The 24,029-nt window shown below is 74.4% G+C and carries 24 protein-coding genes; 10 read left to right on the top strand and 14 right to left on the bottom strand.

Annotation, left to right across the window (positions count from 1 at the left end; translation table 11 throughout):
• Window positions 1-4: 4 nt before the first annotated feature.
• Complete coding sequence (locus ACQEVZ_RS52290; RefSeq protein WP_433383061.1) at window positions 5-1,240, bottom strand: Gfo/Idh/MocA family protein; 1,236 nt, start codon at window positions 1,238-1,240, stop codon at window positions 5-7.
• Window positions 1,241-1,285: 45 nt separating this feature from the next.
• Here ACQEVZ_RS52290 and ACQEVZ_RS52295 point away from each other — a divergent pair, with 45 nt between their 5' ends.
• Window positions 1,286-2,452 carry an ROK family protein gene (locus tag ACQEVZ_RS52295; RefSeq protein WP_433383063.1) on the top strand — a complete coding sequence of 389 codons (1,167 nt, stop codon included), beginning with the start codon at window positions 1,286-1,288 and terminating at the stop codon, window positions 2,450-2,452.
• A gap of 144 nt (window positions 2,453-2,596) precedes the next feature.
• Complete coding sequence (locus tag ACQEVZ_RS52300; protein ID WP_433386154.1) at window positions 2,597-3,526, top strand: ADP-ribosylglycohydrolase family protein; 930 nt, start codon at window positions 2,597-2,599, stop codon at window positions 3,524-3,526.
• A gap of 8 nt (window positions 3,527-3,534) precedes the next feature.
• Here the strand turns inward: ACQEVZ_RS52300 and ACQEVZ_RS52305 are convergent, their stop codons facing one another.
• On the bottom strand, window positions 3,535-4,680 hold the full coding sequence (locus ACQEVZ_RS52305; RefSeq protein ID WP_344498638.1) for an NAD(P)/FAD-dependent oxidoreductase: 1,146 nt from the start codon (window positions 4,678-4,680) through the stop codon (window positions 3,535-3,537).
• Window positions 4,681-4,804: 124 nt separating this feature from the next.
• On the opposite strand from ACQEVZ_RS52305, the gene ACQEVZ_RS52310 reads away from it, so the two are divergent.
• Complete coding sequence (locus ACQEVZ_RS52310; RefSeq protein WP_433383065.1) at window positions 4,805-5,314, top strand: hypothetical protein; 510 nt, start codon at window positions 4,805-4,807, stop codon at window positions 5,312-5,314.
• A 145-nt stretch (window positions 5,315-5,459) separates the two neighbouring features.
• On the opposite strand, the gene ACQEVZ_RS52315 is transcribed toward ACQEVZ_RS52310, so the two are convergent.
• The 11 genes from ACQEVZ_RS52315 to ACQEVZ_RS52365 are packed head-to-tail and all read right to left on the bottom strand — an operon-like array spanning window position 5,460 to window position 14,834.
• Window positions 5,460-6,341: an HpcH/HpaI aldolase/citrate lyase family protein gene (locus ACQEVZ_RS52315; RefSeq protein WP_433383067.1), complete on the bottom strand. Its 882-nt coding sequence runs from the start codon at window positions 6,339-6,341 to the stop codon at window positions 5,460-5,462.
• Window positions 6,338-7,501 carry an acyl-CoA dehydrogenase family protein gene (locus ACQEVZ_RS52320; protein ID WP_433383069.1) on the bottom strand — a complete coding sequence of 388 codons (1,164 nt, stop codon included), beginning with the start codon at window positions 7,499-7,501 and terminating at the stop codon, window positions 6,338-6,340. Before ACQEVZ_RS52320 ends, ACQEVZ_RS52315 begins: the two co-directional genes overlap by 4 nt.
• Before the next feature lie 3 nt (window positions 7,502-7,504).
• Window positions 7,505-7,867: a Zn-ribbon domain-containing OB-fold protein gene (locus ACQEVZ_RS52325; protein WP_344498630.1), complete on the bottom strand. Its 363-nt coding sequence runs from the start codon at window positions 7,865-7,867 to the stop codon at window positions 7,505-7,507.
• A complete protein-coding gene (locus ACQEVZ_RS52330; protein ID WP_433383072.1) occupies window positions 7,864-8,976 on the bottom strand; it encodes a thiolase C-terminal domain-containing protein in 1,113 nt (370 codons plus the stop codon). Before ACQEVZ_RS52330 ends, ACQEVZ_RS52325 begins: the two co-directional genes overlap by 4 nt.
• Window positions 8,973-9,356 carry a MaoC/PaaZ C-terminal domain-containing protein gene (locus ACQEVZ_RS52335; RefSeq protein ID WP_354904899.1) on the bottom strand — a complete coding sequence of 128 codons (384 nt, stop codon included), beginning with the start codon at window positions 9,354-9,356 and terminating at the stop codon, window positions 8,973-8,975. The genes ACQEVZ_RS52330 and ACQEVZ_RS52335 overlap by 4 nt, the downstream gene beginning before the upstream one ends.
• The gene (locus ACQEVZ_RS52340; RefSeq protein WP_433383074.1) at window positions 9,353-9,841 is read right to left on the bottom strand and encodes an FAS1-like dehydratase domain-containing protein; all 489 of its coding nucleotides are present in this window, start codon (window positions 9,839-9,841) and stop codon (window positions 9,353-9,355) included. The genes ACQEVZ_RS52335 and ACQEVZ_RS52340 overlap by 4 nt, the downstream gene beginning before the upstream one ends.
• Window positions 9,838-10,797, bottom strand: coding sequence for a RidA family protein (locus tag ACQEVZ_RS52345; RefSeq protein WP_433383076.1), 960 nt, complete (start codon window positions 10,795-10,797; stop codon window positions 9,838-9,840). The genes ACQEVZ_RS52340 and ACQEVZ_RS52345 overlap by 4 nt, the downstream gene beginning before the upstream one ends.
• A complete protein-coding gene (locus ACQEVZ_RS52350) occupies window positions 10,794-12,122 on the bottom strand; it encodes an MmgE/PrpD family protein (protein WP_433383078.1) in 1,329 nt (442 codons plus the stop codon). The genes ACQEVZ_RS52345 and ACQEVZ_RS52350 overlap by 4 nt, the downstream gene beginning before the upstream one ends.
• Window positions 12,119-13,330, bottom strand: a complete 1,212-nt coding sequence (locus ACQEVZ_RS52355; RefSeq protein WP_433383080.1) for a CaiB/BaiF CoA transferase family protein — start codon at window positions 13,328-13,330, stop codon at window positions 12,119-12,121. The genes ACQEVZ_RS52350 and ACQEVZ_RS52355 overlap by 4 nt, the downstream gene beginning before the upstream one ends.
• Window positions 13,327-14,334: an LLM class flavin-dependent oxidoreductase gene (locus tag ACQEVZ_RS52360; protein ID WP_433383082.1), complete on the bottom strand. Its 1,008-nt coding sequence runs from the start codon at window positions 14,332-14,334 to the stop codon at window positions 13,327-13,329. Before ACQEVZ_RS52360 ends, ACQEVZ_RS52355 begins: the two co-directional genes overlap by 4 nt.
• A complete protein-coding gene (locus tag ACQEVZ_RS52365; RefSeq protein WP_344498614.1) occupies window positions 14,331-14,834 on the bottom strand; it encodes a MaoC family dehydratase in 504 nt (167 codons plus the stop codon). The genes ACQEVZ_RS52360 and ACQEVZ_RS52365 overlap by 4 nt, the downstream gene beginning before the upstream one ends.
• Before the next feature lie 77 nt (window positions 14,835-14,911).
• On the opposite strand from ACQEVZ_RS52365, the gene ACQEVZ_RS52370 reads away from it, so the two are divergent.
• On the top strand, window positions 14,912-15,601 hold the full coding sequence (locus tag ACQEVZ_RS52370; RefSeq protein WP_433383084.1) for a hypothetical protein: 690 nt from the start codon (window positions 14,912-14,914) through the stop codon (window positions 15,599-15,601).
• A gap of 23 nt (window positions 15,602-15,624) precedes the next feature.
• On the opposite strand, the gene ACQEVZ_RS52375 is transcribed toward ACQEVZ_RS52370, so the two are convergent.
• A complete protein-coding gene (locus ACQEVZ_RS52375) occupies window positions 15,625-16,437 on the bottom strand; it encodes an IclR family transcriptional regulator (RefSeq protein ID WP_344498610.1) in 813 nt (270 codons plus the stop codon).
• Window positions 16,438-16,573: 136 nt separating this feature from the next.
• On the opposite strand from ACQEVZ_RS52375, the gene ACQEVZ_RS52380 reads away from it, so the two are divergent.
• From ACQEVZ_RS52380 to ACQEVZ_RS52405, 6 genes are read left to right on the top strand one after another with little or no spacing between them, the layout of a single operon-like run.
• Window positions 16,574-17,818: a flavin reductase gene (locus ACQEVZ_RS52380; protein ID WP_344498608.1), complete on the top strand. Its 1,245-nt coding sequence runs from the start codon at window positions 16,574-16,576 to the stop codon at window positions 17,816-17,818.
• Window positions 17,819-17,834: 16 nt separating this feature from the next.
• Window positions 17,835-19,133: an acyl-CoA dehydrogenase family protein gene (locus ACQEVZ_RS52385; protein WP_433383087.1), complete on the top strand. Its 1,299-nt coding sequence runs from the start codon at window positions 17,835-17,837 to the stop codon at window positions 19,131-19,133.
• Between the two features lies 1 nt (window position 19,134).
• Window positions 19,135-20,553: an aldehyde dehydrogenase family protein gene (locus tag ACQEVZ_RS52390; RefSeq protein ID WP_433383089.1), complete on the top strand. Its 1,419-nt coding sequence runs from the start codon at window positions 19,135-19,137 to the stop codon at window positions 20,551-20,553.
• Window positions 20,550-21,404 (top strand): isocitrate lyase/PEP mutase family protein, encoded by an 855-nt coding sequence (locus tag ACQEVZ_RS52395; RefSeq protein WP_433383091.1) that lies wholly within the window; start codon window positions 20,550-20,552, stop codon window positions 21,402-21,404. Before ACQEVZ_RS52390 ends, ACQEVZ_RS52395 begins: the two co-directional genes overlap by 4 nt.
• Entirely contained in the window at window positions 21,401-22,525 is a 1,125-nt protein-coding gene (locus tag ACQEVZ_RS52400; RefSeq protein WP_433383093.1) for an FAD-dependent oxidoreductase, read from the top strand. Before ACQEVZ_RS52395 ends, ACQEVZ_RS52400 begins: the two co-directional genes overlap by 4 nt.
• Window positions 22,522-23,961, top strand: coding sequence for an aldehyde dehydrogenase family protein (locus ACQEVZ_RS52405; RefSeq protein WP_433383095.1), 1,440 nt, complete (start codon window positions 22,522-22,524; stop codon window positions 23,959-23,961). Before ACQEVZ_RS52400 ends, ACQEVZ_RS52405 begins: the two co-directional genes overlap by 4 nt.
• Window positions 23,962-24,029: the final 68 nt, after the last annotated feature.

Consider the following 24,029-nt stretch of genomic DNA (forward strand, 5'->3'; position numbering starts at 1 on the left):
CTGTTCACAGCCCGACCACGGTGCTGGTCAGCCGGGCCCGCTCGGCTGACCAGACCACCCGGTGCGAGGCGAGGCTCGTCGCCATGTCCGAGCTGAGCAGGCTGCCGTCGTTCGCCGCGACGGCGGCGAGGAAGGCCTCCACGAGTCCCTCGTCGCCGCCGTCGTGCCCGTCGCCGGCCTCGCCGGTGTCGACGGTGCTGGTGGTGCCGGTGCGGAAGTCGGTGACGCTGAGGTGGCGGCCGTCGCCCTCGATGCTGCCGTGGCTGCCGAAGAGCCGGGTCTGCCGGCGCTGCATGGGCGTGAACGCCGTCATCGTGAACGTGGCCGTCACGCCGCCGGTGTACTGCATGGCGACGACCTGGTGGTCGACGACGTCGTTGTCGCAGTCGTACACGCAGCGGCCGTACGGGCCTTCCCGGAGTGCGTTTCCCAGATCGCGCGGATCGTCGGTCACGGCGTCCACCGGCCACCTCAGCCTGCCGTCTTCTGTCTTGTACAGCCTGACCGCCGAGTACGGACACGTCGGCTCCACCGCGCAGTCGGCGCACCGCTTCGCTGATCCCGGCGGCCGGTTGCCGGCGTGGAAGTGGGCCAGGCCGCCGAACGACGCCACCTGGCTGGGGGTGTCGCCGACGACGTACGCCAGCCAGTCGAGATCGTGGCAGGACTTGGTCAGCAGCATCGGACCCGACTCGTCCTCGCGCCGCCAGTTGCCGCGGACGAACGAGTGCGCCTGGTGCCACCAGCCGACCGGCTCCAGGTGCTGCACGCTGACCAGGTCACCGATGCTGCCCATCGCCGCCTTCAGCGCTCGCGTGTACGGCGTGTAGCGCAGCACGTGGCAGACCGCGCCGATCACGCCCGCCGCCTCGACCGCCGCCGCGATCCGGCGCGCCTCCGGCTCCGTCGGCGCCATCGGCTTCTCCAGCAGCAGGTGGTACCCCTGCCGCGCCAGCGCCACGGCCGGCTCGACGTGCAACCGGTCCTGGGTGGCGATGACGGCCGCGTCGGCGAGCCGTCCCGCCGCGCTCATCGCCTCCCAGCTGTCGAAGACCGCGCCCGCCGGGATGCCGTGGGTCCTCGCGAAGGCCGCCCGGCGCTCGGGGTCCGGCTCGGCGACCGCGACGATCTCGGCATGCCGCGCCGCCGCGAGCCGTGCGTACTGGCGGCCCCGCAGTCCCGCGCCGACCACCGCGATCGTGACAGGGTTGCGATCCCCCGAGTACTTTGTAAACTCCATAGCAATATTGGCGCGCCGCCGGCACGATACGTCAAGGGGAAAACTGTGACAGATCAGGTCATCAGCGGCACCGATCTGTCCCGGCTGCGCGAGCTCAACTCGCTGACGGTCGTCCGGGCGCTGCGCGACCAGCCCCCCGCCACCGTCACGGAGCTGGCGAAGCTGACCGGGCTGTCCCGCCCCGCCGTCGACGTCATCGCGCAGGGCCTCGTCACCGGCGGCTGGGCCACGGTCGTCGAGCCGAGCGGCAGCAGCGTCGTCGGGCGGCCCGCGCGGCGGTACCGGTTCCGCGCCACCGCCGGACACGTCATCGGCGTCGACGTCGGCGCCCACAAGATACTGACGTTGCTGGCCGACCTCGACGGCAACGTCGTGCACATGGCCCGCTGCACCGTCGCCGCCGACGCCGACCCGCCGTCGCGGCTCGCCGCGCTCGACGCCGTGCTCGCCACCTGCCTGTCGGAGGCCGGGAAGACGGAGCAGGACATCTGGGCCGTCACCATCGGCGTCACCGGCCCCGTCGACGCCAGCGGCAAGACCACCCTCTTCACCCCGCTGCCCGGCTGGCAGACCGTCGACCTCGCCGCCCACCTCAGCGACCGCTTCACCTGCCCCATCGTCGTGGAGAACGACTGCAAGCTCGCCGCCCTCGCCGAGCGCTGGCAGGGCGCCGCCCGCGACGCCAACGACATCGTCTTCCTCCTCGCCGGCCTGCGCATCGGCGCCGGCCTCATCATCGACGGCGTCCTGCGCCGGGGCTACGGCGGCGCCGCCGGCGAGATCGGCGCCCTGAAGGCCGTCCGCTGGCTCACCGCCCCCTCCCACCTGGGGCAGTGCCCCGGCGTGCCGGCCACCGTCAGCCCCGACGACGCCGCCGCCTGGGTCTTCAACGCCGCCCGCGACGGCAACCGCGACGCCCGCTCCGCCGTCAACCGCTACGTCAAGGACCTCGCCATCGGCACCGCCGCCCTGGTCCTCGCCCTGGACCCCCAGGTCGTCGTCTTCGGCGGCGGCTTCTCCCGCTCCGCCGACCTCGTCCTCGACCCGCTCCGCCGCGAGCTGGGCCGCCTGTGCCTGCGCCTCCCCGACGTCCGCGCCTCAACCCTGGGCGCCGACAGCGTCGCCCTCGGCGCCCTCCGCCTCGCCCTCAACGAGGTCGACCAGCGCCTCTTCACCCTCGGCCTCAGCGCCCCCGTAGCTCCCCGCCGCTGAGCCGCGCCGCGCACTCCCCATGATCCGGAAGACTTTGTGTCGCCATAGCAGCGCAAAGTCTTCCGGATCATGAGAAACGGGCCCGGGATCGACCGTTCAGCGGGATCACGGGGGTGGTGGGGGTGCTGGGAGGATCTGGGGGTGGTGAGGTTTGCGCTCACGGAGCGGGTGCGGCTCGGGCTGGTCGACGACAGCCTGGCGGGGTTGTCGGTCGGGGATGCGCTCGGGGCGCAGTTCTTCATGGTCGGGCGGTCGGTGGGTGACCTGGTCGCGGGGCGGGTGCCCGACGGGCCGTGGGAGTGGACCGACGACACGCACATGGCCTGCTCCGTCGTCACGGAACTGCGGGACGGGCCCGCCATCAACCAGGACAGGCTCGCGACGCGGTTCTCGCTGCGGTACGAGTCGCACCGCGGCTACGGGGCCGGGGCGGCGACCGTCCTGCACGAGATCCGTGAGGGCATGCCGTGGCGGGAGGCCGCGCGGCGGGCGTTCGGCGAGCAGGGGTCGCTCGGAAACGGGGGTGCGATGCGGGTGGCGCCGGTCGGGGCGTACCACGCGGACCGGCCCGCACGGGCGGCCGAGCAGGCGTCCCGTGCCGCCGAGATCACCCACGCGCACCCCGAGGGGGTCGCCGGGGCGGCGGTCGTCGCCGTCGCGGCGGCGCACGCGGCGGCGGCGAGGCTCGGTGGGGTGCGGCCGGAGCCGAAAGCGTTCCTGGACCTGCTGCGGCCGCACACACCCGATGGCGCCGTGGAGCGGGGCCTCACGAAGGCGGGCCGGCTGATCGGGCGGACCGCGCAGGAGGCCGCGTACGAGCTCGGCAACGGCAGCAGGGTCACGGCGCAGGACACGGTGCCGTTCGCGGTGTGGGTGGCCGCGACGCACCTCGACGACTACCCGGCGGCCGTGACCGCGTGCGTCGTCGCGGGCGGCGACATCGACACCACCGCGGCGATCGCCGGCGGGATCGTGGCCGCGTACACGGGTGTCGGTGAACGCACCGAGACGGGCGCCGGCGTACCGCGGCCGTGGATCGACGCCAGGGAACCGCTACCGGACTGGGCCCGCTGACGGTCGGGTCACCGGACCGGGCTGGGTGACGGTGACGAGGACGGGGACGGGACGTCGGGGAAGGAGCGGTCGCCGAAGAGGATCCTGGCGGCGGCGGAGCGGCCAGGGCGGGTGCGGAGAAGGGCGACCGCGGCCTCGGCGGCGGCCGGGGAGGTGACGGACGCGAGGGCCCGGCGCAGGGCGAGGCGGCCGCGGAAGCGGGAGCGCAGGGCGTTGCCGTCGTAGGCGCGCAGCACATGGTCGTCGCCGGTGCGCAGATAGTCGGCCGTGACCGTGGCGGCAAGCTCGGACAGGCGCAGGCACGGGTCCAGGCCGCCGGCGGTCAGCGGGGAGACGGCACCGGCGGCGTCGCCGACGAGGAGGCCGGACGGGCACGCCAGGCGGCGCAGGACCCCGCCGACGGGGATCGGGCCGCCGCGGCGCTCTGCGGGACCGGTGGGGCCGGCGGGGGCGGTCAGGCCGGGGGCGTCGGACGTGAAGGCCGACAGGAGGTGGCGTACGCCGGAGCGCATCGCGGACGGGTAACCGGCGACGCCCGCGTGGACGTGGTGACCGTCGTCGATGACCCACCCGAGGTAGCCGGGGGCGACGCGCGGGTCCAGGACGCAGTGGAACGCGGGGACGGTCGTGGCGGACCCGCTCGGGTGGATGATCTCGGCGCCGACGAGCAACCGGCGGTTGACGTCGAGGCCGAGGTCGCGGGCGACGGCGGAGCGGGCACCGTCGGCGCCGACGACGAACCGGGCCCGGACCGGCTCGGCGCCGTCCAGGTGCGCGATGCCGGTGGTGATGCCGGTGTACCGGACGCCGAGCAGCACCCGCGCGCCGGCGGTCTCCGCGGCCCGCCGGGCGTGGTCGTAGACGGCCGGCATGTCGGCGACGCGGTACTCGTCGCGGTCGCTGGTCAGGTGCACAGGGTCGCGACGGGACGGCGGGTAGAGCAGCACGTCGCGGACGCCGGGGCCGAGGAGGTGGCCGGGCAGGTCGAAGTCGTCCAGGGTGCGCCGCACGAAGATCCCGGTCGTGCGGACCCCGGCCGCGAGGGACCTGCGCCGGTCGACGACCAGGACCCGCAGGTCCCGCTCCGCGAGCAGGCGGGCCGTGTGCAGGCCCGCCAGTCCGGCCCCGACCACCAGTACGTCAACCGTCTCCACGGGACGGACGGTAGAGCCGATCCGGGCCGCACGGGCCGGCGTGCACCGGACCCGCCCGACACCTTCGCAGCAGGTTCACAACGCCGCCCGGGCCGGCGTTGACACGGCGCGTGACACTGTCGGCATGCTCGCATCGAAGTCCGTGCGTACGGTGCTCGCCGCGCTCACCGCCGTGACGCTGGCGGGCTGCATGCCTCGCCCGAGCGACGAGCCCGACGACCACCTGCTCGATCCGGCCGCGACGGCGGCGACCCCGGACCCGTGCGGGCTGCTGACGCCGGAGGAGGTGCAGCAGGTGCGGGGCGGCACGATCGAACCCGGCGAGGAGATCCGCGGCAACCGTACCGGCGAGCGGGTCTGCTCCTTCGACCAGCAGGGCACGAAGCTGCTCACCACGGTCAGCGTCTACCCCGAGGACCGCGCCGGGTTCGACGGCGAGTTCGAGACAGTCAAGGCCAACTTCCCGGACAGCGAACGGGTCCCCGGCATCGGCGAGGCCGCGTTCATCAGCACCGTCTTCCTGTTCTCGATCAAGGGCGCGTTCGTCGTGGTGGTGGTCGCCGCCGGCGACGTCGACGCCGCGAAGCCGAAGCTGCTCGCGCTGGGCCCGAAGGCGGTGGCGAGGCTGCCGTGAGGCCTGCATTCCTTCCCCGCCGCTTGATCGAATGACGAATCTGGCTGTGATGACGACCAGAACTGCAATTCGATCACCGCGGAGCAAGCGAAGATCGGCGGCCGGGCACCGGAGGCGCCACCATGATCCGGAAGACCTTGTGCAGTCATAGCTGCACAACGTCTTCCGGATCATCGAACAGCTGGCCGGCGAGGTCCAGCACGCGCCGGGCGGCGCGGACCACGGCGGCGTCGACCATGCGGCCGTCGGCGCCGACGAGCACGCCCGCGCCCGAGGAGACCGCGGCGTCGAAGCGCTCCACCAGGTCGGCCGCCACCGCGATCTCGACCGCCGACGGGGTGAAGACCTCGTTGACGACCGGGATCTGCGCCGGGTGGATGCACGCCCTGCCGACGAACCCGAGCCGCCGGAAGGCGACCGTCGACGCCCGCAGCGCCGGCAGGTCGCGGTAGTCGGTGCTGACGGACGCGACCGGCGCGGCGATCCCGGCGGCGGCGCTCGCGAGGACGACCTGCGAGCGGACGAAGAGCAGCTCACGCTCGTCGGGGCCCAGGGTGACGCCGAGCTCGGCACGCAGGTCCGCCTCGCCGATCTGCAGCCGCGCGACCCGCGGTGCCCGGGCGATCTGGGCGGCGTCGAGGACCGCTGTCGCCGTTTCCAGCAGCGGTACGACGGGGACCGCGCCGACCGGAAGCCCCCGCTCCTCCTCGACCGCGGCCAGCACCGTCCCGAGCGCGGCGACCTCCGCGGCGCTGCCCGCCTTGGCGAGGCACACGCCGGCCAGCCGGGGGCCGACGACCGCACGGACGTCGTCGAAGCCGGCGGGGCCAGGGTTCACCCGCACCCAGACCGCGGGACCGGCGGCCGGCAGGTCGGCCAGCCAGGCGGCGACGATCGCGCGGGCGCGGGCCTTGCCGGCCAGGGGCACCGCGTCCTCCAGGTCGACGATGAGCGCGTCGGCCCCCCGGTCCAGGGCCTTGTCGAGCTTCGCGGGAGCGTCGCCCGGCACGTACAGGTAGGACCTCATCCGATGCTGCCCTTCCCGCTGGTGAGCGCCTTGGCGATGACGATGCGCTGGATGTCGTTGGTGCCTTCGCCGATCATCATCAGCGGCGCGTCGCGGTAGAGGCGTTCGACGTCGAACTCCTTGGAGTAGCCGTAGCCGCCGTGGACCTGCATCGCCGACAACGCGCACGCGGCGGCCGCCTCCGACGCGAACGCCTTCGCCATCCCGGCCTCCATGTCGACGCGGCGGCCGGCGTCGGCGCGGGACGCCGCCCAGTACACCATGAGCCGCGCCGCCTGGACCTGCATCGCCATGTCGGCGAGCCGCAGCTGGATCGCCTGGAATTCCGAGATCTGCGACCCGAACGCCCTGCGCTGCCCCGCGTAGCGCAGGGCCTCGTCGTAGGCGGCCTGGGCGATGCCGAGGGCGCGGGCGGCGACGTTGATCCGGCCGGTCTCCAGGCCCGACAGGACCTGCTGCATGCCGCGCCCCTCGACGCCGCCGAGCAGCGCGGACGCGGGGACCCGGCAGTCGTCGAAGAGGATCTCGCACGACTCGGTGCCCTTGTAGCCGAGCTTCGGCAGGTCCCGGAGCACCTCGAAGCCGGGGGTGCCGGCCTCGACGAGCAGCACGGACATGCCGCGGTGCGCGGGGTCGGCCGACGGGTCGGTCTTGACCAGGACCGGCAGCGGGTCGGCGTGCCGGGCGTTGGTGATCCAGGTCTTGCGGCCGGTGATGACGTAGTCCTGGCCGTCGCGGCGGGCGACGGTGCGGATGCCCTGCAGGTCGGTGCCGGCGTCGGGCTCGGTGAGCGCGATCCCGGTGCGGCGGGCCCCGGTCGCGAGGTCCGGCAGGTACGCGCGGCGCTGCTCGTCGGTGCCGTGCCGCGCGATCAGCCAGCACGACAGGGAGTGGCTGCCGAGGATGCCGGCGATGCCCATCCAGCCCTTCGCGATCTCCTCGAAGACGAGGGCGAAGGAGACCATGTCGGCGCCGAGGCCGCCGTACTCCTCGGGGACGGTCAGCCCGAACAGCCCCATCCGCCGCATGGTCTCGACGATCTCGGCCGGGTATCGGTCGGTCGCCTCCCATTCGCGGGCGACGGGCCGGATCTCCCTGTCGACGAACGCGCGCAGCGCGTCGCGGAACTGGCGCTGCTCGTCGGTGAGCTCGAAGTCCACGGGTCACCCCAGACGGAAGACGGGAAGGTTGCGGCCGTCGTCGAGCGGCCGCCAGTGCACGACGACGGTGGCGCCGATCGCGGCGTCCTGCCATGGCTCCACGTTGGACACCAGGCGGGGGCCTTCGGCGAGCGTGATGACGGCGACCGCGTAAGGCTCCGATGCGCGGCGCACGACGGTGTACGTCTCGATCACGCCGGCGCCCGAGGTGTCCACGAGGGGCGGGTCGGGCTCCCCGCAGCGCAGGCACAGCGGGCGTGGGTAGTGCTGGTGGTGCCCGCAGGCGGCGCAGCGCTGGACGGTGAGCCGCCGCTGCCTCGTCGCGTCCCACCACGCGGCCGTCGTCTCGTCCACCGGGATGCTCACGAGATCCGTCCAAGCAGGACGGTGCCGTGGGTGGAGAGGATTCCGCCGGTACCGTGGGCGAGCGCGACCCGGTCCGCCGTGCCGCGCAGCCGTCGGACGGCCTCGACGAGCAGCAGCACGCCGAGCTGCCCCGGGTGGCAGTAGGACAGCCCGCCGCCGGACGTGTTCATCGGCAGCGTCCCGGCTTCGACGAGGTCGGGCGCCTCGCCGAAGCCGCAGAAGCCGAGGGCCTCAAGGGTCAGCAGCACGGTGATGGTGAACGAGTCGTAGATCTGGGCGCTGTCGACGTCGGCGGGGGTGAGCCCGGCCATGGCGAACGCGCGCCGGCCGGAGTCGACGGCGCCGGTGCGCAGCAGGTCGCCGACGCCGACGATGGAGGTGCCGGTCGTCGCCTCGCCGTAGCCGAGGACCTCGACCGGGACGGCGGGCAGGTCACGGGCGCGGTCCACAGTGGTCAGCACGACGGCGCCGCCGCCGTCGGTGACGAGGCAGCAGTCGGCGACCCGCAGCGGGTCGCTCACCAGCGGACTGGCGTCCATCTCCGCGGCGTCCAGCGGTCCCGCACCGTACCGGTAGGCGCGCGGGTTCTGCTGCGCCCACTCGCGGGCCGCGACGGCCACCGACGTCATGCCGGCCCGGCCGCGGTCGGCGCCGTACGTGTGCAGGTAGAGCTGCGCGGCGAGCGCGTACGCCGACACGGGGTACAGCGGCCCGTACGGCTGCTCGAACTGCGCCTCCGGCGTGTGCGCCTCGTAGGGGTCGAAGGTGCGGCTGCGGGCGGAGCGCTGGTTGGACCCGTACGAGATGACGACGACGGACGCCTGCCCGGCCTGGATCGCCTGGACGGCGTGGCCGACGTAGAGCTCGAACGCCGCGCCGCCGGCGAACGTCGAGTCCGTCCACCGTGGACGCAGCCCGAGGTGCTCGGCGACCTGGGTTGCGGAGAAGCGGGACACGCCGTTGGTGGCGAGCCCGTCGACGTCGGCGAGGCGCAGTCCGGCGTCGGCGAGCGCCCGGGTGACCGCCTGCGTCTGCAGGTGCAGCGCGGTCTTGCCGGTGACCCCGAGGTCCGACTCGGCCGCGCCGACCACGCAGACCCCGGTCGTCATCGCAGTTCCACTGTGGACGACGCGGGCGCGACCGCGATCCGGCCCTCGGCTTCGACTCGGTGCTCGATGGTGACGAGCCGGCCGTCGACCGCCTGAACAACACCCAGGCAGCGCACTGTCTCGCCGGCGTAAACGAGGCTCTTGAAGCGGAACGTCAGCGAGCGAAGCACTCCAAAAGTGCCGATCCAGTCCTGGACCTGCTCGGCGAGCAGCGCCCCGAACACCTGCCCGTCGACGACCGGCCGGTCCAGGCCGCGCGGCGCCAGGTAGGACGGGTCGTAGTGCAGCCGGTGCCAGTCCCACGTGGCGCCGGCGTAGGCGATCATGTCGGGCAGCGCGATCAGCCGTTCGAGGGGCGGCAGCTCGAGTCCGGGCTTCACGGCGTCACCGCCAGGTAGATGATGGTCTCCTCGTTGGTGGCGAGGAGGTCGCCGTCCTGGTTGGTGTAGGTGGCGCGCGAGGTGAACACCAGCATCGGCTGCCCGGCACCCGTGGCCCGCTCGGTGACGTCCACGAGCCGCCACACGGCGGTGACCACGTCGTCGGGGCGCACCGCCCGGTGGAACTCGTAGGCGTTGCCGCCGCGGACCTGGCGGGTGCCGGGCAGGTCGATCCCCCACGTGTGGCCGGCGTAGCCGTCGGCGTCGCGGGGCAGCCCGGCGTACTGGTTGGTCTCGCAGATCAGCGTCGGCGGCGCGACGACCCCGTCGTGGCCGGCGGCCCGGGCGGCCGCGTCGTCGGTGTAGACGGGGTTGTCGTCGCCGACCGCGAGGGCGAAGTAGCGGATCGCCGCGCGGCCGAGGGGTTCGGGCGCGGTGTAGGTGGCCTCCCGGCCGATGAGCGCCCGGATCTCGTCGGTCATCATGCGAGCACCGCCGTCGGCACGACCTCGATGAGGAACTGGGGGCGCAGCAGCGCCGAGCAGACGACGGAGGTGACGGCGGCGTGCGGGTAGCGCTCGGCGCGTGCCGCGGCGAGCCTCGGGTAGTCGGCCACGGCGGCGGGGGTGACGTACTCGAGGAGGCGGGTGACGGTGGCGCCGGCGGCGACCAGGTCGATGTTGTCGTAGACGAACGCGGCCTGCGCCGGCAGGTCGTCCTCGTGCACGGCCAGCTGTGACTCCGGGTCGAGCGCGCCGAAGCCCGACATGACCAGGGTGTCGCCCGCGGCGACGCCCGGGAGGTAGGTGAGGGTGTCGTACCGGGACCAGCCCGGGTTCACCGGCCGCAGCGGCCCGCGGGCGGCGAGCGCGTCGAGCGACACGGCGGCGCCGGCCTCGACGGGCGTGTCGACGAGGATCCCGGCGGCGCCCGGAAAGACGGGGCCGAGCAGGTCCCGCCGGGGGCGACCGCACCGGGGGTATTCGGCGCGGGTCGCGGTGGCGGTGAAGTCGGTCGTGCGGACCAGCGCGTCGAGGCCCAGCCCGGCGTGGCCCAGCAGCTCGCCGATGCGTTCGAGGCACCAGGTGTACTGGTCCCGGAAGGCCCCCGTGGGGGTGTGGACGCTCGGCAGGTGCACGAGGTCCCCCGCGATGCGCAGCAGGCCACCGGCGACCGCCTCGCCCCCGCCGGGGTGCACCGTCAGGTCGACGGCGAAGCGGTGCCCCGGATCGGGGAACCCGGCGACGGGCACGACCGACACCGGCGCCCGGTGCCCGTCGAGGAACCCCTCGCGCGCATCCGGTGGGGCGGTGGCGGTGACGTACTCGGCGACGTGGACGACGTCGCCCGGCCCGAACCCGGCGTCCGCGAGGCGACGGGCGGCCGACGCGTAGACGGTCGCGGGGTCGGGGCCGGCGATCCCCGGCAGGTAGGTGGTCATGCGGTCGCTCCCAGCGCGTCGAGCAGATCGGTGAGGTCGGGCGCGGTCGGCAGGGCGGCGACGGCGGCGAGGACCGCGGGCCCGCCCGGGCCGAGGTTCGCGAGGGCCTTGCCGCGCACCGTCGCTTCGAGGCCGGGCGCGCCGGGCCCGCCGCCGCTGCGCGGCACCTCGGCGGTCAGCGTCCGGCCGTCCCGGAGCGTCACCGTGACCCGGCCGGGCTGTTCGGCGGCCGGGCCCGCGAAGTCGGCCACGCGGTGCCGTACCGACGCCGCCAACGCCGACACGTCGGGCCGGTCGACGCGGGTGAAGGTGTCCACGGTGACGGCCCGGTCGACGAGCATCGCGGCGACACACCACGCCAGGGCGAACTTCGCCTGGTACGCGGTGCGCGGCGCGGCCTGGTCCGGCCCGCAGACGATCGCCTCGGCGTCGGGGTGGACGTCGACGACCACGGCGGAGACGTCGGCGGGGTTCAGGCGCAGGGTGGCGGCGGCGTCGAGCGGGGCGTGCAGCAGCTGGCACGCCGGGTATGGCTTCACGGTGATCCGGGTCAGCTCGAACCGCTCGCCGAGGCCGTCGAGGACCGCTTCCGGCGCGACCCGCCGGCCGGCGAGGGCGGCGTAGAACCCGGACGCGCCCTCGATCGCGCTCGCCGGCCCGCTGGCACCCGCGGCGGCGAGGCGGGCGGCGAGGATCCCGTGGTGCGCCGCGAAGCCGGTGTGCAGCTGCTTCGTCGACGACCCGGTGTGCAGGAACTCCAGGAGCCCGCCGGCCTGGCTGGCGGCGATGCCGATCGCGTCGACCGTCTGCGCCTGGGTGAGTCCGTCCAGCCGGGCCGCCACGAGCGCCGCGGCGATCACCCCGCAGGCCGCGGTGGCGTGCACCCCGCGCGCGTGGAACGCGTGCGGCGCCGCACCCCCGAGCCGGCAGATCGTTTCGAGCCCGACGACCGCGGCCGCGACGGCTTCGGCCCCGCTGACCCGCAGCTGCTCCCCCACCGCGAGCACCACGGGCAGCACCGGTGCCGTCGCGTGGACGAGGCCTCCGGCGTGGGTGTCGTCGAAGTCGAGCGCGTGCACGAGGACCCCACCGGCGAGCGCGGCGGCGGGCGCCCCGAGGCGCGTGCCGGTGCCGGGGATGCGCGCCTCGGGCGGTCCGCCGAGCCCGCGGGCGACCGCGAGCGCCGGTCCGGCCGCGTCCGAGCGGAGCGCGGCGACGGCGGTGCCGCAGCCGTCGAGCAGGTGGCGCAGCGCCGCGTCGACCACCCGCGGCGGCGGCGCGGTGACCGACATCGCCCACTCGGCGAGGGCCTCGGAGACCGTCATGCGGGGGGTCCGAAGGCGCCGGCGGCTTTGAGCGCGGCGACACGGGTGTCGTCGTAGCCGAGGACGTCGTGCAGGACGTAGCCGGCGTCCTCGTTGCGGCGGGGGGCGCGGCGGTGCGGGACCGGGTCGGTGCCGACCCGCACCGGCGACGCGGGCTGCCGGACGGTGCCGAAGTGCGGGTGGTCGGTCTCCACGACCAGGCCGCGGGCGACGGTGTGCGGGTCGGCGAGCGCTGCGGCGACGTCGTTGACGGGGCCGCACGGGATGCCGGCGGGCTGGAGGTCGGCGAGCCACGCCGCCACCGTCCGCGTCGCGAAGGCGTCCTCGAGCAGCGCGAGCAGGATCGTCGCGTGGCGGTGCCGGTCGCCGAACGTCGCGAACCGCGGGTCGGCGGCGAGCGCCGTGCCGGCGACCCCGTCGAGCAGTGTGGCGAGCCGCCGCCAGAACTTCTCCTTCGCGCAGCCGACGACCAGCCAGCCGTCCTGGGCCTCGAACACCTGGAACGGCACCAGCGACGGGTGCGCCGAGTGGTGCGTCCGGGTGGGCTGGAAGCCGCCGTTGAGGTGCCACACGGCGGGGTACGTGAGCATGCCGACGGCCGTGTCGTACAGGCTGAGGTCGCAGTCCATGCCGACGCCGTCGCGGCGGGCCGCGTGCACCCCCGCGAGGAGCGCGATCGCGGCGACCAGGCCGCCGCTGTAGTCCACCAGGGACAGCCCGCTCTTCGTCGGCGGGCCGCCGGGCTCGCCGGTCAGCTCCATCCAGCCGGCGAGCCCCTGCAGGACGTAGTCGTAGCCGGGCTGGTCGGCGCGCGGGCCGGTCATGCCGAAGCCGGTCAGGGAGCAGCAGACGATCGCGGGGTTGATCCCGGCGAGGTCCTCGTAGCGGATGCCGAGCTTCGCCGGCACGTCGCCGCGCAGGTTGGAGTAGACGGCGTGGCTGGCCCGCACCAGGTCCTCGAACACGGCCCGCCCGGCCGGCGCGGTGACGTCGAGGGAGATGGAGCGCTTGTTGCGGTTGAACGTCTCGAAGAACAGCGAGTCCTCGCCGTCGGCGAACGGCGGCACGTAGCGGCCGACGTCGCCGCCGGTCCGCGGGTCCTCGACCTTGATGATCTCGGCGCCGAGGTCGGCGAGGTGCACGGACCCGAACGGTCCCGCGCCGTACTGCTCCAGGGAGACGACGCGGACGTCTTCGAGCGGTCTCACCGGCTCAGCTCCTCGATCAGGCGCAGGATCCGGTCCTGCAGCGCGCGGATCCGCTCGGCGGGCAGCCCGTGGGTCGGCGGGCTCAGCTTCACGGCCGCGGCCAGGCCCGAGTACGCGGCGATGCGCGACGCGACCTCGTCGGGGGTGCCGCTGAGGGTGAGCCGGTCGACCATGGCGGACGCGACGGCGCCGGCGAGCCCGTCGGCGGGCAGTCCGCCGCGGAACGCCTCGATGACGCGCCGCTGCTCCTCGGCGAGGTCGTGGAAGGCGAACAGGTCGGCGTAGGTGCGCACCGAGGCGTAGAACCCGACGACCCCCGCGGCGGCGGCGCGCGCGGCGGCCGGGTCGTCGTCGACGGCGCAGCAGGCGGACACGACGACCTCGAAGCCGGGCCGCGGTTGCAGACGTGGCAGGACGTGCGACGACAGGTAGGACGGTGAGCACAGCTCGTGGGAGATCCACCCGTCGCCGATCTCCCCGGCCAGGGCGACCATCGCGGGTCCGACGCCCGCCAGGTACACCGGGATCTCGGTGCGCAGCGGCGGGTACGGCCGGCGGTAGCCCCGGATCCGCAGCCTGACCAGGTCGCCGTCGAGGTCGACCGGCTCGCCGGTGTGCGCGCCTGCGACGACCAGCCTGATCGCGGCGACCGTCTCGCGGAGGCGCTGGACCGGGCGGGACCAGGCGACGCCGTGCCAGTCCTCGTTGAGCCGCTGCACGCCCGTGCCCAGCCCCAGACGCAGCCGCCCGCCCGACAACTCGTCCAGGTCCAGCGCGGACAGCGCGGTGAGGAAGGGGCTGCGCGCGAAGGCCAGGGCGATCCCGGTGCCCACGCCGACCGTGTGGGTACGGGCGGCGAGGGCAGCGGCGGTGACGGGCGCGCTGCGGTGCAGCTCCGGTGCCCACACCACGGCCGCCCCGGCCGCCTCCGCCCGGCGTGCCGCGTCGAGCTGCTCTCGCAGCGTCGCGCCCCAGGGCTGGAAATGCAGCGCCGGAATCGTCATACCGTCAGCGGCCCGGTCTTGGCCACCGGGAAGTGTGACTTGTCGTGGGGGGCGTCGCGGCGGTACACCATGACGCTGCGCCGCCAGGACATCACCTCGTCACCGTCCTGGTTGAGTCCGCGGGTGCGGCAGGTGACGATGCCGGCGTAGGGCCTCGACGCCGACGGGCGGGTCTCCAGGACGATCGACTCGGCGTAGAGGGTGTCGCCGACGAACACCGGCGCGGTGAGGCGGATCTCCTCCCAGCCGAGGTTCATGATCGCGTGCTGGCTCATGTCGGAGACGGACAGCCCGAGGACGACCGCGACGCTCAGCCCGGAGTTGACGATGAGCCGCCCGTACGGTGCGGAGGCGGCGAAGTGGGCGTTGAAGTGGTTCTGGTTGGTGTTCATGGTGAGCAACGTGAACCACGTGTTGTCGGCCTCGCTGATCGTGCGCCCCAGCGGGTGCTGATAGACCGCGCCGACGGTGAAGTCCTCGAGGTAGTTGCCCAGCGTCATGCTCGTGACGCTAGGCAGCGCGCCACGCCAGAGTCAAGCACTTGTTTCCCACAGCGGATCAGTGTTTCCATTGTGCGATGGGCTGGTGGATCCTGCTGCACATCGTGCTGTTCGTGTTCTGGCTGGGCGGGGACCTCGGCGTCTTCTACTCCAGCCGCTTCGTCCTGCGGCCCGACCTGCCGCCCGTCGCGCGCAACACCGCCCTGAAGATCATGGGCGGGCTGGACCTGGGGCCGAAGATCTGCCTGGTGCTCTTCCTGCCCAGCGGCGTCACCCTGATGGCCCTGGACTCGCACGGCGCGCGCCTGGGCGGCTTCGAGCCGTTCCAGTGGTGGACGGTGCTGCCGGTGTGGCTCTTCGCCTTCGGCTGGCTGTTCCTGACGGTCAAGGACCACCACGAGCCGGGGAAGCACCCCGTGGTGCGACGGGCGGACTGGGGCATCCGGATCGGTTTGATCGGGGTGTTGTACGCCCTGGCGGGGTACACGATCATCGCCGCCGAGCCGTTCGGCGTGACGACGAACCCGAAGTGGCTCGGCGCGAAGGTCGCGCTCTACGCCACGGCGATCGCGTGCGGCCTCGGCATCCGGCTCACGCTGCGCGGCTTCGCCGCCCCCTACGGCGCGCTCATGACCACCGGCTCGACGCCGGAGGTGGAGCGCGGCCTGCGGCGGGCGGTGGACGGCTGCCTGCCCTACGTGTGGGGCATCTGGCTGTCCGTCCTCGCCGCCGCCGCATTCGGCGTCCTGAAGCCCTGGATGCACTGAGGCGCCCGGAAGCCCTCGTCGAGCTACGGCGCGTGGTAGCCGAAGTGGCCGGAGACCCGGGCGGCCGCGACGAGAAGCCGGTCGGCGCACTCGGACATCCGCGGCTTGAAGCGCGACAGCGGCCCGGCCGCCGACAGCACCGCGATGACGTGCCCGTCGTGGTCGAAGACCGGTGCGGCCACCGACGCCGCGCCGACCTGCCGCTCCCCCAGCGAGGTCGCGTAGCCGCGGCGCTGGATGGCGGCCAGCTCGAGGCGCAGCGCGGCGTCGTCGACGATGGTCTTCTCCGTCAGCGCGCCGAGGGTGTGCTTGGCCAGGTACACCTCGATCTCGTCCTCGCCCAGGAACGCCAGGAACGCCTTCGACGAGGCGCCCGCGTGCAGCGGGTAGGGCGTGCCGAGCTGCACCTCCAGGCGCAGCTCCTGCTCCGGCACCACCTGGTCGGCGTAGAGGCGCATGTCGCCGCGCCGGATGGACAGGGTGGCGGTCTCGCCGGTCTCCTCCGACAGCCGGCGCAGCTCCGGCGCCGCGATCGCGCGCAGGTCGGTGCGGGCCAGGTAGGCGCGGCCGAGCGCGACCGCCGCGTGGCCGAGCGCATACCGGCGGGTCGTCGGGTCGACCGTGACCAGGTCGCGGTTGCGCAGCGCGGTGAGGATGCGGTGCACCGCCGCCTTGGTCAGGCCGAGCTCGGCGGCGATCTCGGTCACGCCCAGGTCGGGGCGCCCGACCCGGCCGAAGAGGAGCAGGACGTCCATGGCCCGCTCGACCGCCGCGATGGAGCGGCTCGCGGAGCCGTCGGTGTTGTCGGCGGAAGCCGCCGTGGTGGTGGTCGACACCCCAGAAGTCTAAGCACAGATTTCCCTAGGGGAAACGGCGTCGCACATCGTTGACATCGCTTGACCACCGTCGTTACCTTGACGGTGACAGCGTTTCGCCAAGTGGAACAGTTCGGCAGACAGAAGGTGAGCGCGGGTGACGATCGACCCCGACACGTTCCGCTCGGTGCTCGCACAGTGGCCGAGCGGAGTCAGCGTCGTGACCACGGTCGCGGGCGACGGCTGGCACGGCATGACCGCGAGCTCGTTCTCCAGCGTGAGCATGGACCCGCCGCTGATCCTCGTGTGCCTCAACCGGCGGATCACCACGCACGCGCTCATCGAGGCCAGCGGCGTCTTCGCCGTCAGCGTCCTGGCGAAGGACCAGACGATGGTCGGCCGCCGCTTCGCCGGCCAGGAAGGCGTCGCGGACCGGTTCGCCGGCGGCGCCTGGGAGACCCGGGTCACCGGCGCGCCGGTGCTCACCGACGCCGTCGGCTGGCTCGACTGCCGGGTCGTGCACGCGTACGCCGGCGGCGACCACACCATCTTCGTCGGTGCGGTCCTCGGCGCGTCGACCGAGCGGGTCGTCGCGCCGCTGCTGTTCCACTCCCGGGCCTGGGGACAGCTCGCCGACGTGCTGCCCGACCTGGTCAGCGTCGCCGACACCGGGCTGCTGTCCGCGCTGCGCACCCACGCCGTGCCCGCCACCGCCGCCGGCGCCCTCGCCACCGCGCTGCGCGCCGCCGGGGTCCGGGTGCGCGTGCGGGACCCGTACGGCTGCCTCGTCTCGACCGGCGACCGGCGCACCGCGACCGCGCTCGTCGCGACCGCCGACGAGGTCGCCGACGCGGCCCTGTCCGGCGCCGGGGTGATCGAGCTGCCCGCCGGGGACCCCGTCGTCACGAAACACATCCTCGACGAGGCCGGCCGCTACGACATGACGGCGGCCTGCTGGCTGCCGGACGCGTTCGCGCCCGCCCGCGCCGCCGACGTGCTCGACGCCGTCGACATGCTCGCCGCGCTCGGCTGCGCCGAGATCGGCCTCGACGAGGGCGCCGAGGCGGCCTCGCCCCGCCAGGTCCGGGAGCTGCTGCAGGACGCGACCGTCCGCGCTGCCACGAGGCCCATGCCCGTGTCCTTACGGGTACGCCTGCGCGACCGGCACGGCCTCGGCCTCGTCAACGCGCTGACCGCGATGAAGAGCGGCGTCCGGCACTTCGACACCACCCTCGGCGGCATCGACGGGGTCCTGGCCTGCGAGGACGTGCAGTTCCTCGCCGACCGGCTCGGCGTCGCCTGCGACAGCCCCCGCGCCGCCCTGGTCGCCGCCGCCGCCGACCTCGAACGACACCTCGGCGGGGCGCTGCCCGGCCGCACGTACCGCGTTTCCACCTCCTGAAGGGACCCCGACCGTCATGGCACAGCTCACCGCCGACCGTCTGCTGGACGGCCTGTCCGACGCCGAGCGTGGCCGGGCCGCACGGGTCGAGGCCGTCCTGCCCGCGCTGCGGGACGCCGCGGCGGGCGCCGACGCCGAAGGCCGCTTCCCGGTCGAGCACGTCGCCCGGATGCGCGACGCGGGGCTGCTCGGGCTCGTCGTGCCGGAGGAGTACGGCGGGCTCGGCGGCACCCTGCGCGACCTCGCCGCCGCCACGTTCGCGATGGGCACCGCGTGCGGGTCGACGGCCCTCGCGTACTTCTTCCACAACACCAGCGCGTCGCGCGGCCTGCTGCCCCTGGAAGCGATCAGGGCCGGGCTGTTCGAGCCCGACGAGGTCCCGGTCGTGCGGGCGTTCGCCGAGAAGGTCCTGACCCGCATGGCCGGCGGCGTGTGGCTGGCCAACTTCGCGTCCGAGTCGGTGAAGAGCGCCGGCGCGAACATCTCCATCAGCACCACCGCGACGAAGGTCGACGGCGGCTGGCTGCTCAACGGCGAGAAGTCCTTCGGCTGCGCCACCGGCGTCGCCGACTACTACCTGACCACCGCCCGGCTGGACGGCACCGACACCGCCGCCGGGCTCGCCACGTTCTTCGTCCCGCGCGACGCCGCCGGCGTCGGCGAGCGCCCCACCTGGGACGCGCTCGGCATGCGCGCCACCGCCAACCAGGGCATCACCCTCAAGGACGTGTTCATCGCCGACGACGAGGCACTGACCCTGCCCGGCGCGTTCGTGCGGATGCTCCAGGTCAGCCGCGGCTCGTTCGTCGGCAACCAGCTCGCCATCTCCGCCGTCTACCTCGGCGCGGCGCAGTCGGCGTACGACGCGGCCCTCGCCGCGACGACCGGCAAGGCGTTCGCCGACACCGGGCGGCCCGTCGCCAGCAGCCCCATGCACCAGGTCCTGTTCGGCGACATGACCGAGCGCCTGGAGACCGCGTACCTGTGGATCCGCCGCCAGCTGGAGCTGGAGACCTCCGAGCCGCCGCTGCGCGGCAAGGACGACGTGTTCCGCCAGTGGCGGATGGCGAAGGGCTCCATCACCGAGGCGTGCTTCGACGTGGCCGTCGGCGCGCTCAAGTGCACCGGCACGTCCGGCACCGCCAACTCCGGCGTCATCGCCCGCGCCGTCCGCGACACCGCGATGTCCCTGGTGATGACGTTCCCCGCCGAACGCGGCCGCCTGGAGGCCGCGAACCTGGTCACCACCGGCGCGGAGAACGCCCTGTTCGCCAACGTCGCGTCGACCACGACGACGACAGGGAAGGATTCCTGACATGATGGCCCGCTCTCTCGTCGACGGTGGCTGGAAGCCCGCCACCCGGACGCTGCCCGGCACCCTGGAGGACCCGGCGACCGGCGCGGTGCTCGGCCCGCGGCTCGGCAGCTCCCGCGAGGACGTCGAGACCGCCCTCGCCGCCGCCGACCGGGCCGCAGCGCCGTGGGCGGCCGTCCCGCCGGCCGAGCGCGCCGACCTGCTCGACGCCTGCGCCGACGCCCTCGAGGCGGCCGTCGCCGGGATCGTCGCCGTGGAGAGCGCGAGCACTGGCGTGCCGATCCGGCAGGCGACCCCGCTCGGGTTCATCGTCACCGGCTCGTTCCGGCTCGCCGCCGCGCAGCTGCGCGAGGGCTGGCTGACCCGGACCGTCACCCGCGACGACGGCCGGCCCGTCACCGTCGAGCTGCTGCCGTGGGGTCCGGCGCTGTGCCTCGTGCCGTGGAACGCGCCCGCGCCGATGGCCGCGCACAAGGCCGCCAACGCCCTCGCCGCCGGCTGCCCCACGATCCTGAAGCCCAGCGAGTACGCCCCCGCCGGCACCCAGCTGCTCGTCGAGACGGTCGCGGACGTCCTGCCGCCCGGCGTGCTGCAGCTGCTGCACGGCGGCGCCGAGGTCGGCGGGGCGCTCGTCGGCGACCCGCGGGTGCGGGCCGTGTCGTTCACCGGCGGCGTCCCCGGCGGCCGCGCCGTCGCCGGGCTGTGCGCGGCCGGGCTGAAACCGGCGCAGCTGGAGCTCGGCGGCAACAACCCGCTGCTCGTCATGCCCGACGCCGACGTCGACGCCGCCGCCCGCGCCGCCGTCGACCTGCTCACCACCCTCAACGGCCAGTGGTGCCGGGCGCTGGGCCGGCTCATCGCCCCGCACGACCTGCTCCCGTCGCTGCTCGCCGCGATCGGTGAGCGCCTGGCCGCGCTGCGCGCCGGCGACCCCGCCGACCCCGCCACCGAGCTCGGCCCGCTCATCCACAGCGGGCACCGGGCGCTCGTCGCGGCCCGGCTCCTGGACCTCGGCGGCAAGGCGCACACGTTCACCGACGTGCCCGCCGGCGGGAACTTCTTCGCGCCCGCGCTCGTCACCGGCGCCGCCGAGGAGCCCGCCCGGCACGAGATCTTCGGGCCTGTGGCCACCGTCCACGGGTACGGCACCGTCGACGAGGCCGTCGCGCTCGCCAACGACACCGCGTACGGCCTGGAAGGCTACGTGTTCGGCACCGACGAGGAGGCCGCGCTCGCCGCCGCCCGCCGCATCCGGGCCGGCGAGGTGAAGGTCAACGGCTCGTCGGTGATGAGCCTGCACCTGTTCACGCCGCGCCCCGCGTGGGGCGTCTCCGGCCTCGGCGAGGAAGGCACCGCGGAGACCCTGCGGTTCTTCACCAACCCGCGGGTCACCGGCGTCGAGAACGGCTTCGCGCTGTGAGGTCGCTGCTGCACGCCCCGGGCGTGACCCACCTGCCCGGCGTGTACGACCCGCTGACCGCCGCGCTCGCGGCCCGCGCCGGGTTCTCGGCCGTGCACCTGTCGGGGGCGGCGGTCGCGTCGCTCGCGCTCGGCCTGCCCGACCTGGGCTACGTGCACGGCACCCACATCGCCGACCGGGCCGCCGCGCTCACGCCCGCGCTCGGCGGGGTGCCGCTGCTCGCCGACGCCGACACCGGCTACGGCAACGCGCTGCACGCGGTGTGGACGGCCCGCCGGTACGCCGCCGCCGGCGTCGCCGGGCTGCACCTGGAGGACCAGGTCAGCCCGAAGCGCTGCGGGCACCTCGCCGGCAAGGAGCTCGTGGACGTGCGGGTGGCCGCCGCGAAGATCCGGGCGGTCGCCGAGGCCGCGACCGGTCTGGTGCTCGTCGCCCGCACCGACGCCTACACCGTCACCGGTCTCGACGACGCGATCGGCCGGTGCCTGGCCTACGTCGAGGCCGGCGCCGACGCGGTCTTCGTCGAGGGGGTCACCGGCGCGGCGGAGCTGGCCGCCGTGCACGCCGCGCTGCCCGGCGTCCCCCTCGTCGTCAACCGGTCCGAGGCGGCCGGCGCCGACGTCTTCCTGAAGGACGCGGACCTCGCGGCGCTCGGCGTCCGGCTCGTGCTGCACCCGGTCGCGCCGCTGCTCGCCGCGCTGCACGCGGCCCGGGCCGCGTACGCCGCGATCGCCGCGCACGGCACTGCCGCCGGCGTCGCCCGGCTGCCGTGGGACGCGTTCACCGGCCTCGTCGGCCAGGGCTCGGCGCTCGCCCTCGACGCCCAGTACGCAGTGGAGGTGCCCGCATGAAGGTCATCGTCGCCGGCGCCGGGCCGGTCGGGCTCACCGCCGCGCTCACCCTGCACCGGCTCGGCGCCGACGTCACCGTCCTGGAGGCGGGCGACGCCCTCGCCACGGAGTCCCGGGCGTCGACGTTCCACCCGCCGTCCCTGGAGATGCTCGCCGGGCTCGGCGTCCTGCCCGCGCTCCTGGAGCAGGGCCTGGTGTCGCCGCGGTTCCAGTACCGCGAACGCGGCGGCGGCATCATCGCCGAGCTCGACATGGGGCTGCTCGCCGGCGACACCCCCTACCCGTTCCGGGTGCAGTGCGAGCAGAGCAAGCTGACCCGGCTGCTGCTGCCGCTGCTGCCGCCCGGCACCGTCCACTTCGGGCAGCGCGTCGAGCGCGTCGCGCAGGACCGCACCGGGGTGATGGTCAACGACGGTTTCCGCGGCGACTGGCTCATCGGCGCCGACGGGGCCAACTCGGCGGTGCGCCGGTCCCTGTTCGGCGACGCGTTCGAGGGCATCACCTACCCGGACCGTTTCCTGGTCGGCTCCACCGACGAGGACCTCGCCGCGCTGCTGCCCGGCATCGCCGACGTCAACTACCTGTTCGACCCCGTCGAGTGGCTGGTCCTGCTGCGGACCCCCGACCACTGGCGGGTGCTGCTGCCGACCCCGCCGGACACCCCCGACGACCTGGAGAAGGCGCGGCTGCCGGAGCGGCTCCTCGGCGTCGCCGACCCCGGGCGGCCGTGGCGGGTCGCGCACACCACGCTGTACCGGGTCCATCAGCGGGTCGCGGAGTCCTTCCGGGTGGGCAGGGTGCTGCTGGCCGGGGACGCCGCGCACATCAACAACCCGCTGGGCGGGATGGGCATGAACTCCGGCATCCACGACGCGGTCCTGCTCGCCAAGGCGGTGATGACCGGCGACGAAGACGTCATCACCGGCGCCGCGGACGCCAGGCGCGCCGTCGCCCGCGACTACGTGCAGAAGACCACCCACGGCAACTGGGAGAAGCTGCGCTCCGGCGGCGCCTCCGCCTACGCCGCCGAGCTGCGCACCCTCGCCGCCGACCCCGCCGCCGCCCGCGCCTACCTGCTCCGGTCCTCGATGATCGCCTCCCTGCGGCAGGTGACCGCGTGAGCATCCGGCGGGAGAACCCGGCGCGGCATGTGGAGATCGTCGGGCGGGTCGACCCGGTCACCCGCAACGTCCCCGACCGGGTCGACGACGCCGTCCGCGGCGCGCACACCGCGTTCCGCGGCTGGTCCGGCACGCCACTGGACGACCGGCTCGCGGCGCTGGGCCGCGCCGCCGACGCGATCGCCGGTGAGCTCGACGACCTCGCGGTCCTGCTCGCGCGGGAGATCGGCAAGCCCCTGCCCGACTGCCGCGGCGAGATCGGGTTCGCCGTCCAGCACCTGCGGTGGGTCATCGAGCACGCGCCGGCCGCGTACGCCGACCGGGAGCTCGACGACGCCCAGGGCCGGCTGCTGACCGTCCGGAAGCCCTACGGGGTCGTCGTCGCGGTCACCCCGTGGAACGCGCCGGTCATCCTCGCCATGCTCAAGCTCGCCGCCGCGCTCGCCGCCGGCAACACCGTCATCGTCAAGCCCTCCCCGCTCGGCCCGCTCACCGTCGACCGCCTGGTCCGGCTGCTCCAGGCGCACCTGCCCGACGCCGCCGTCCAGGTCCTGCACGGCCACGCCGCCCTGGTCACGGCGCTCGTCACGCACCGCCTGGTCCGCAAGGTCGCGTTCACCGGCGGCGAGGACGCGGGCCGGGCGATCGCCGCGGCCGCCGCGGACCGGCTGATCCCGACGGTGCTGGAGCTCGGCGGCAACGACCCGGCGGTGTTCCTGCCCGACGCGCCGTTCGACGACGCGAGCATGGAGCGCCTGGTGATGGCGAGCTTCGCGACCGCCGGGCAGGTGTGCATGGCGGCGAAGCGGCTGTACGTGCCCCGGGACCGCGCCGGCGAGTTCGTCGACGCGTACGTGGCCGCCGCGGCCCGGGTCCTCGTCGTCGGCGACCCGCTCACCGAGGGCGTCACGATGGGGCCGCTGATCAGCGCCGAGGCTAGGTCCCGCGCGTCCGACCTGGCCATCACCGCCATGGGCGACGTCGTCGACCTGGGCCGCGAGGCCGGCGGCTACGACGAGCAGGCGGGCTACTTCCTGCACCCGTCGCTCGTCGTCGACCCGGGGCCGGACTCCGCGCTCATCCACGAGGAGCAGTTCGCGCCGGTGGTGCCGCTGGTCCCGTACGACTCCGAGGACCAGGCGCTGGCCATGGCCAACGACGACGACCTCGGCCTCGGCGCGTCGGTGTGGAGCGCCGACGAGGAGCGGGCGTTCGCCTTCGCCCGGCGCCTGGAGGCGGGGTTCGCGTTCGTCAACACCCACAACCGCACCGGCATGTCGCTGCGGGCGCCGTTCGGCGGGGTGAAGCGCTCCGGCTGGGGCCGCGAGTACGCGGAGGAGGGCCTCGCCGAGTACGCGCAGCCATGCGTGGTCCACGCGCCGGCCGCGTTCCGCGCCGGTGGGGCCGGCCTGTCCCCCACCGCCTACCCGTCGTAGAAAGTGTTATCCGGATCGTCCGGCATGCATCTCTCAGGGGACGCACACCCCCGTCAGAGAGGTCCGAC

It is taken from the genome of Dactylosporangium sp. CA-152071 (assembly GCF_050936335.1).
Taxonomy (GTDB): domain Bacteria; phylum Actinomycetota; class Actinomycetes; order Mycobacteriales; family Micromonosporaceae; genus Dactylosporangium; species Dactylosporangium maewongense.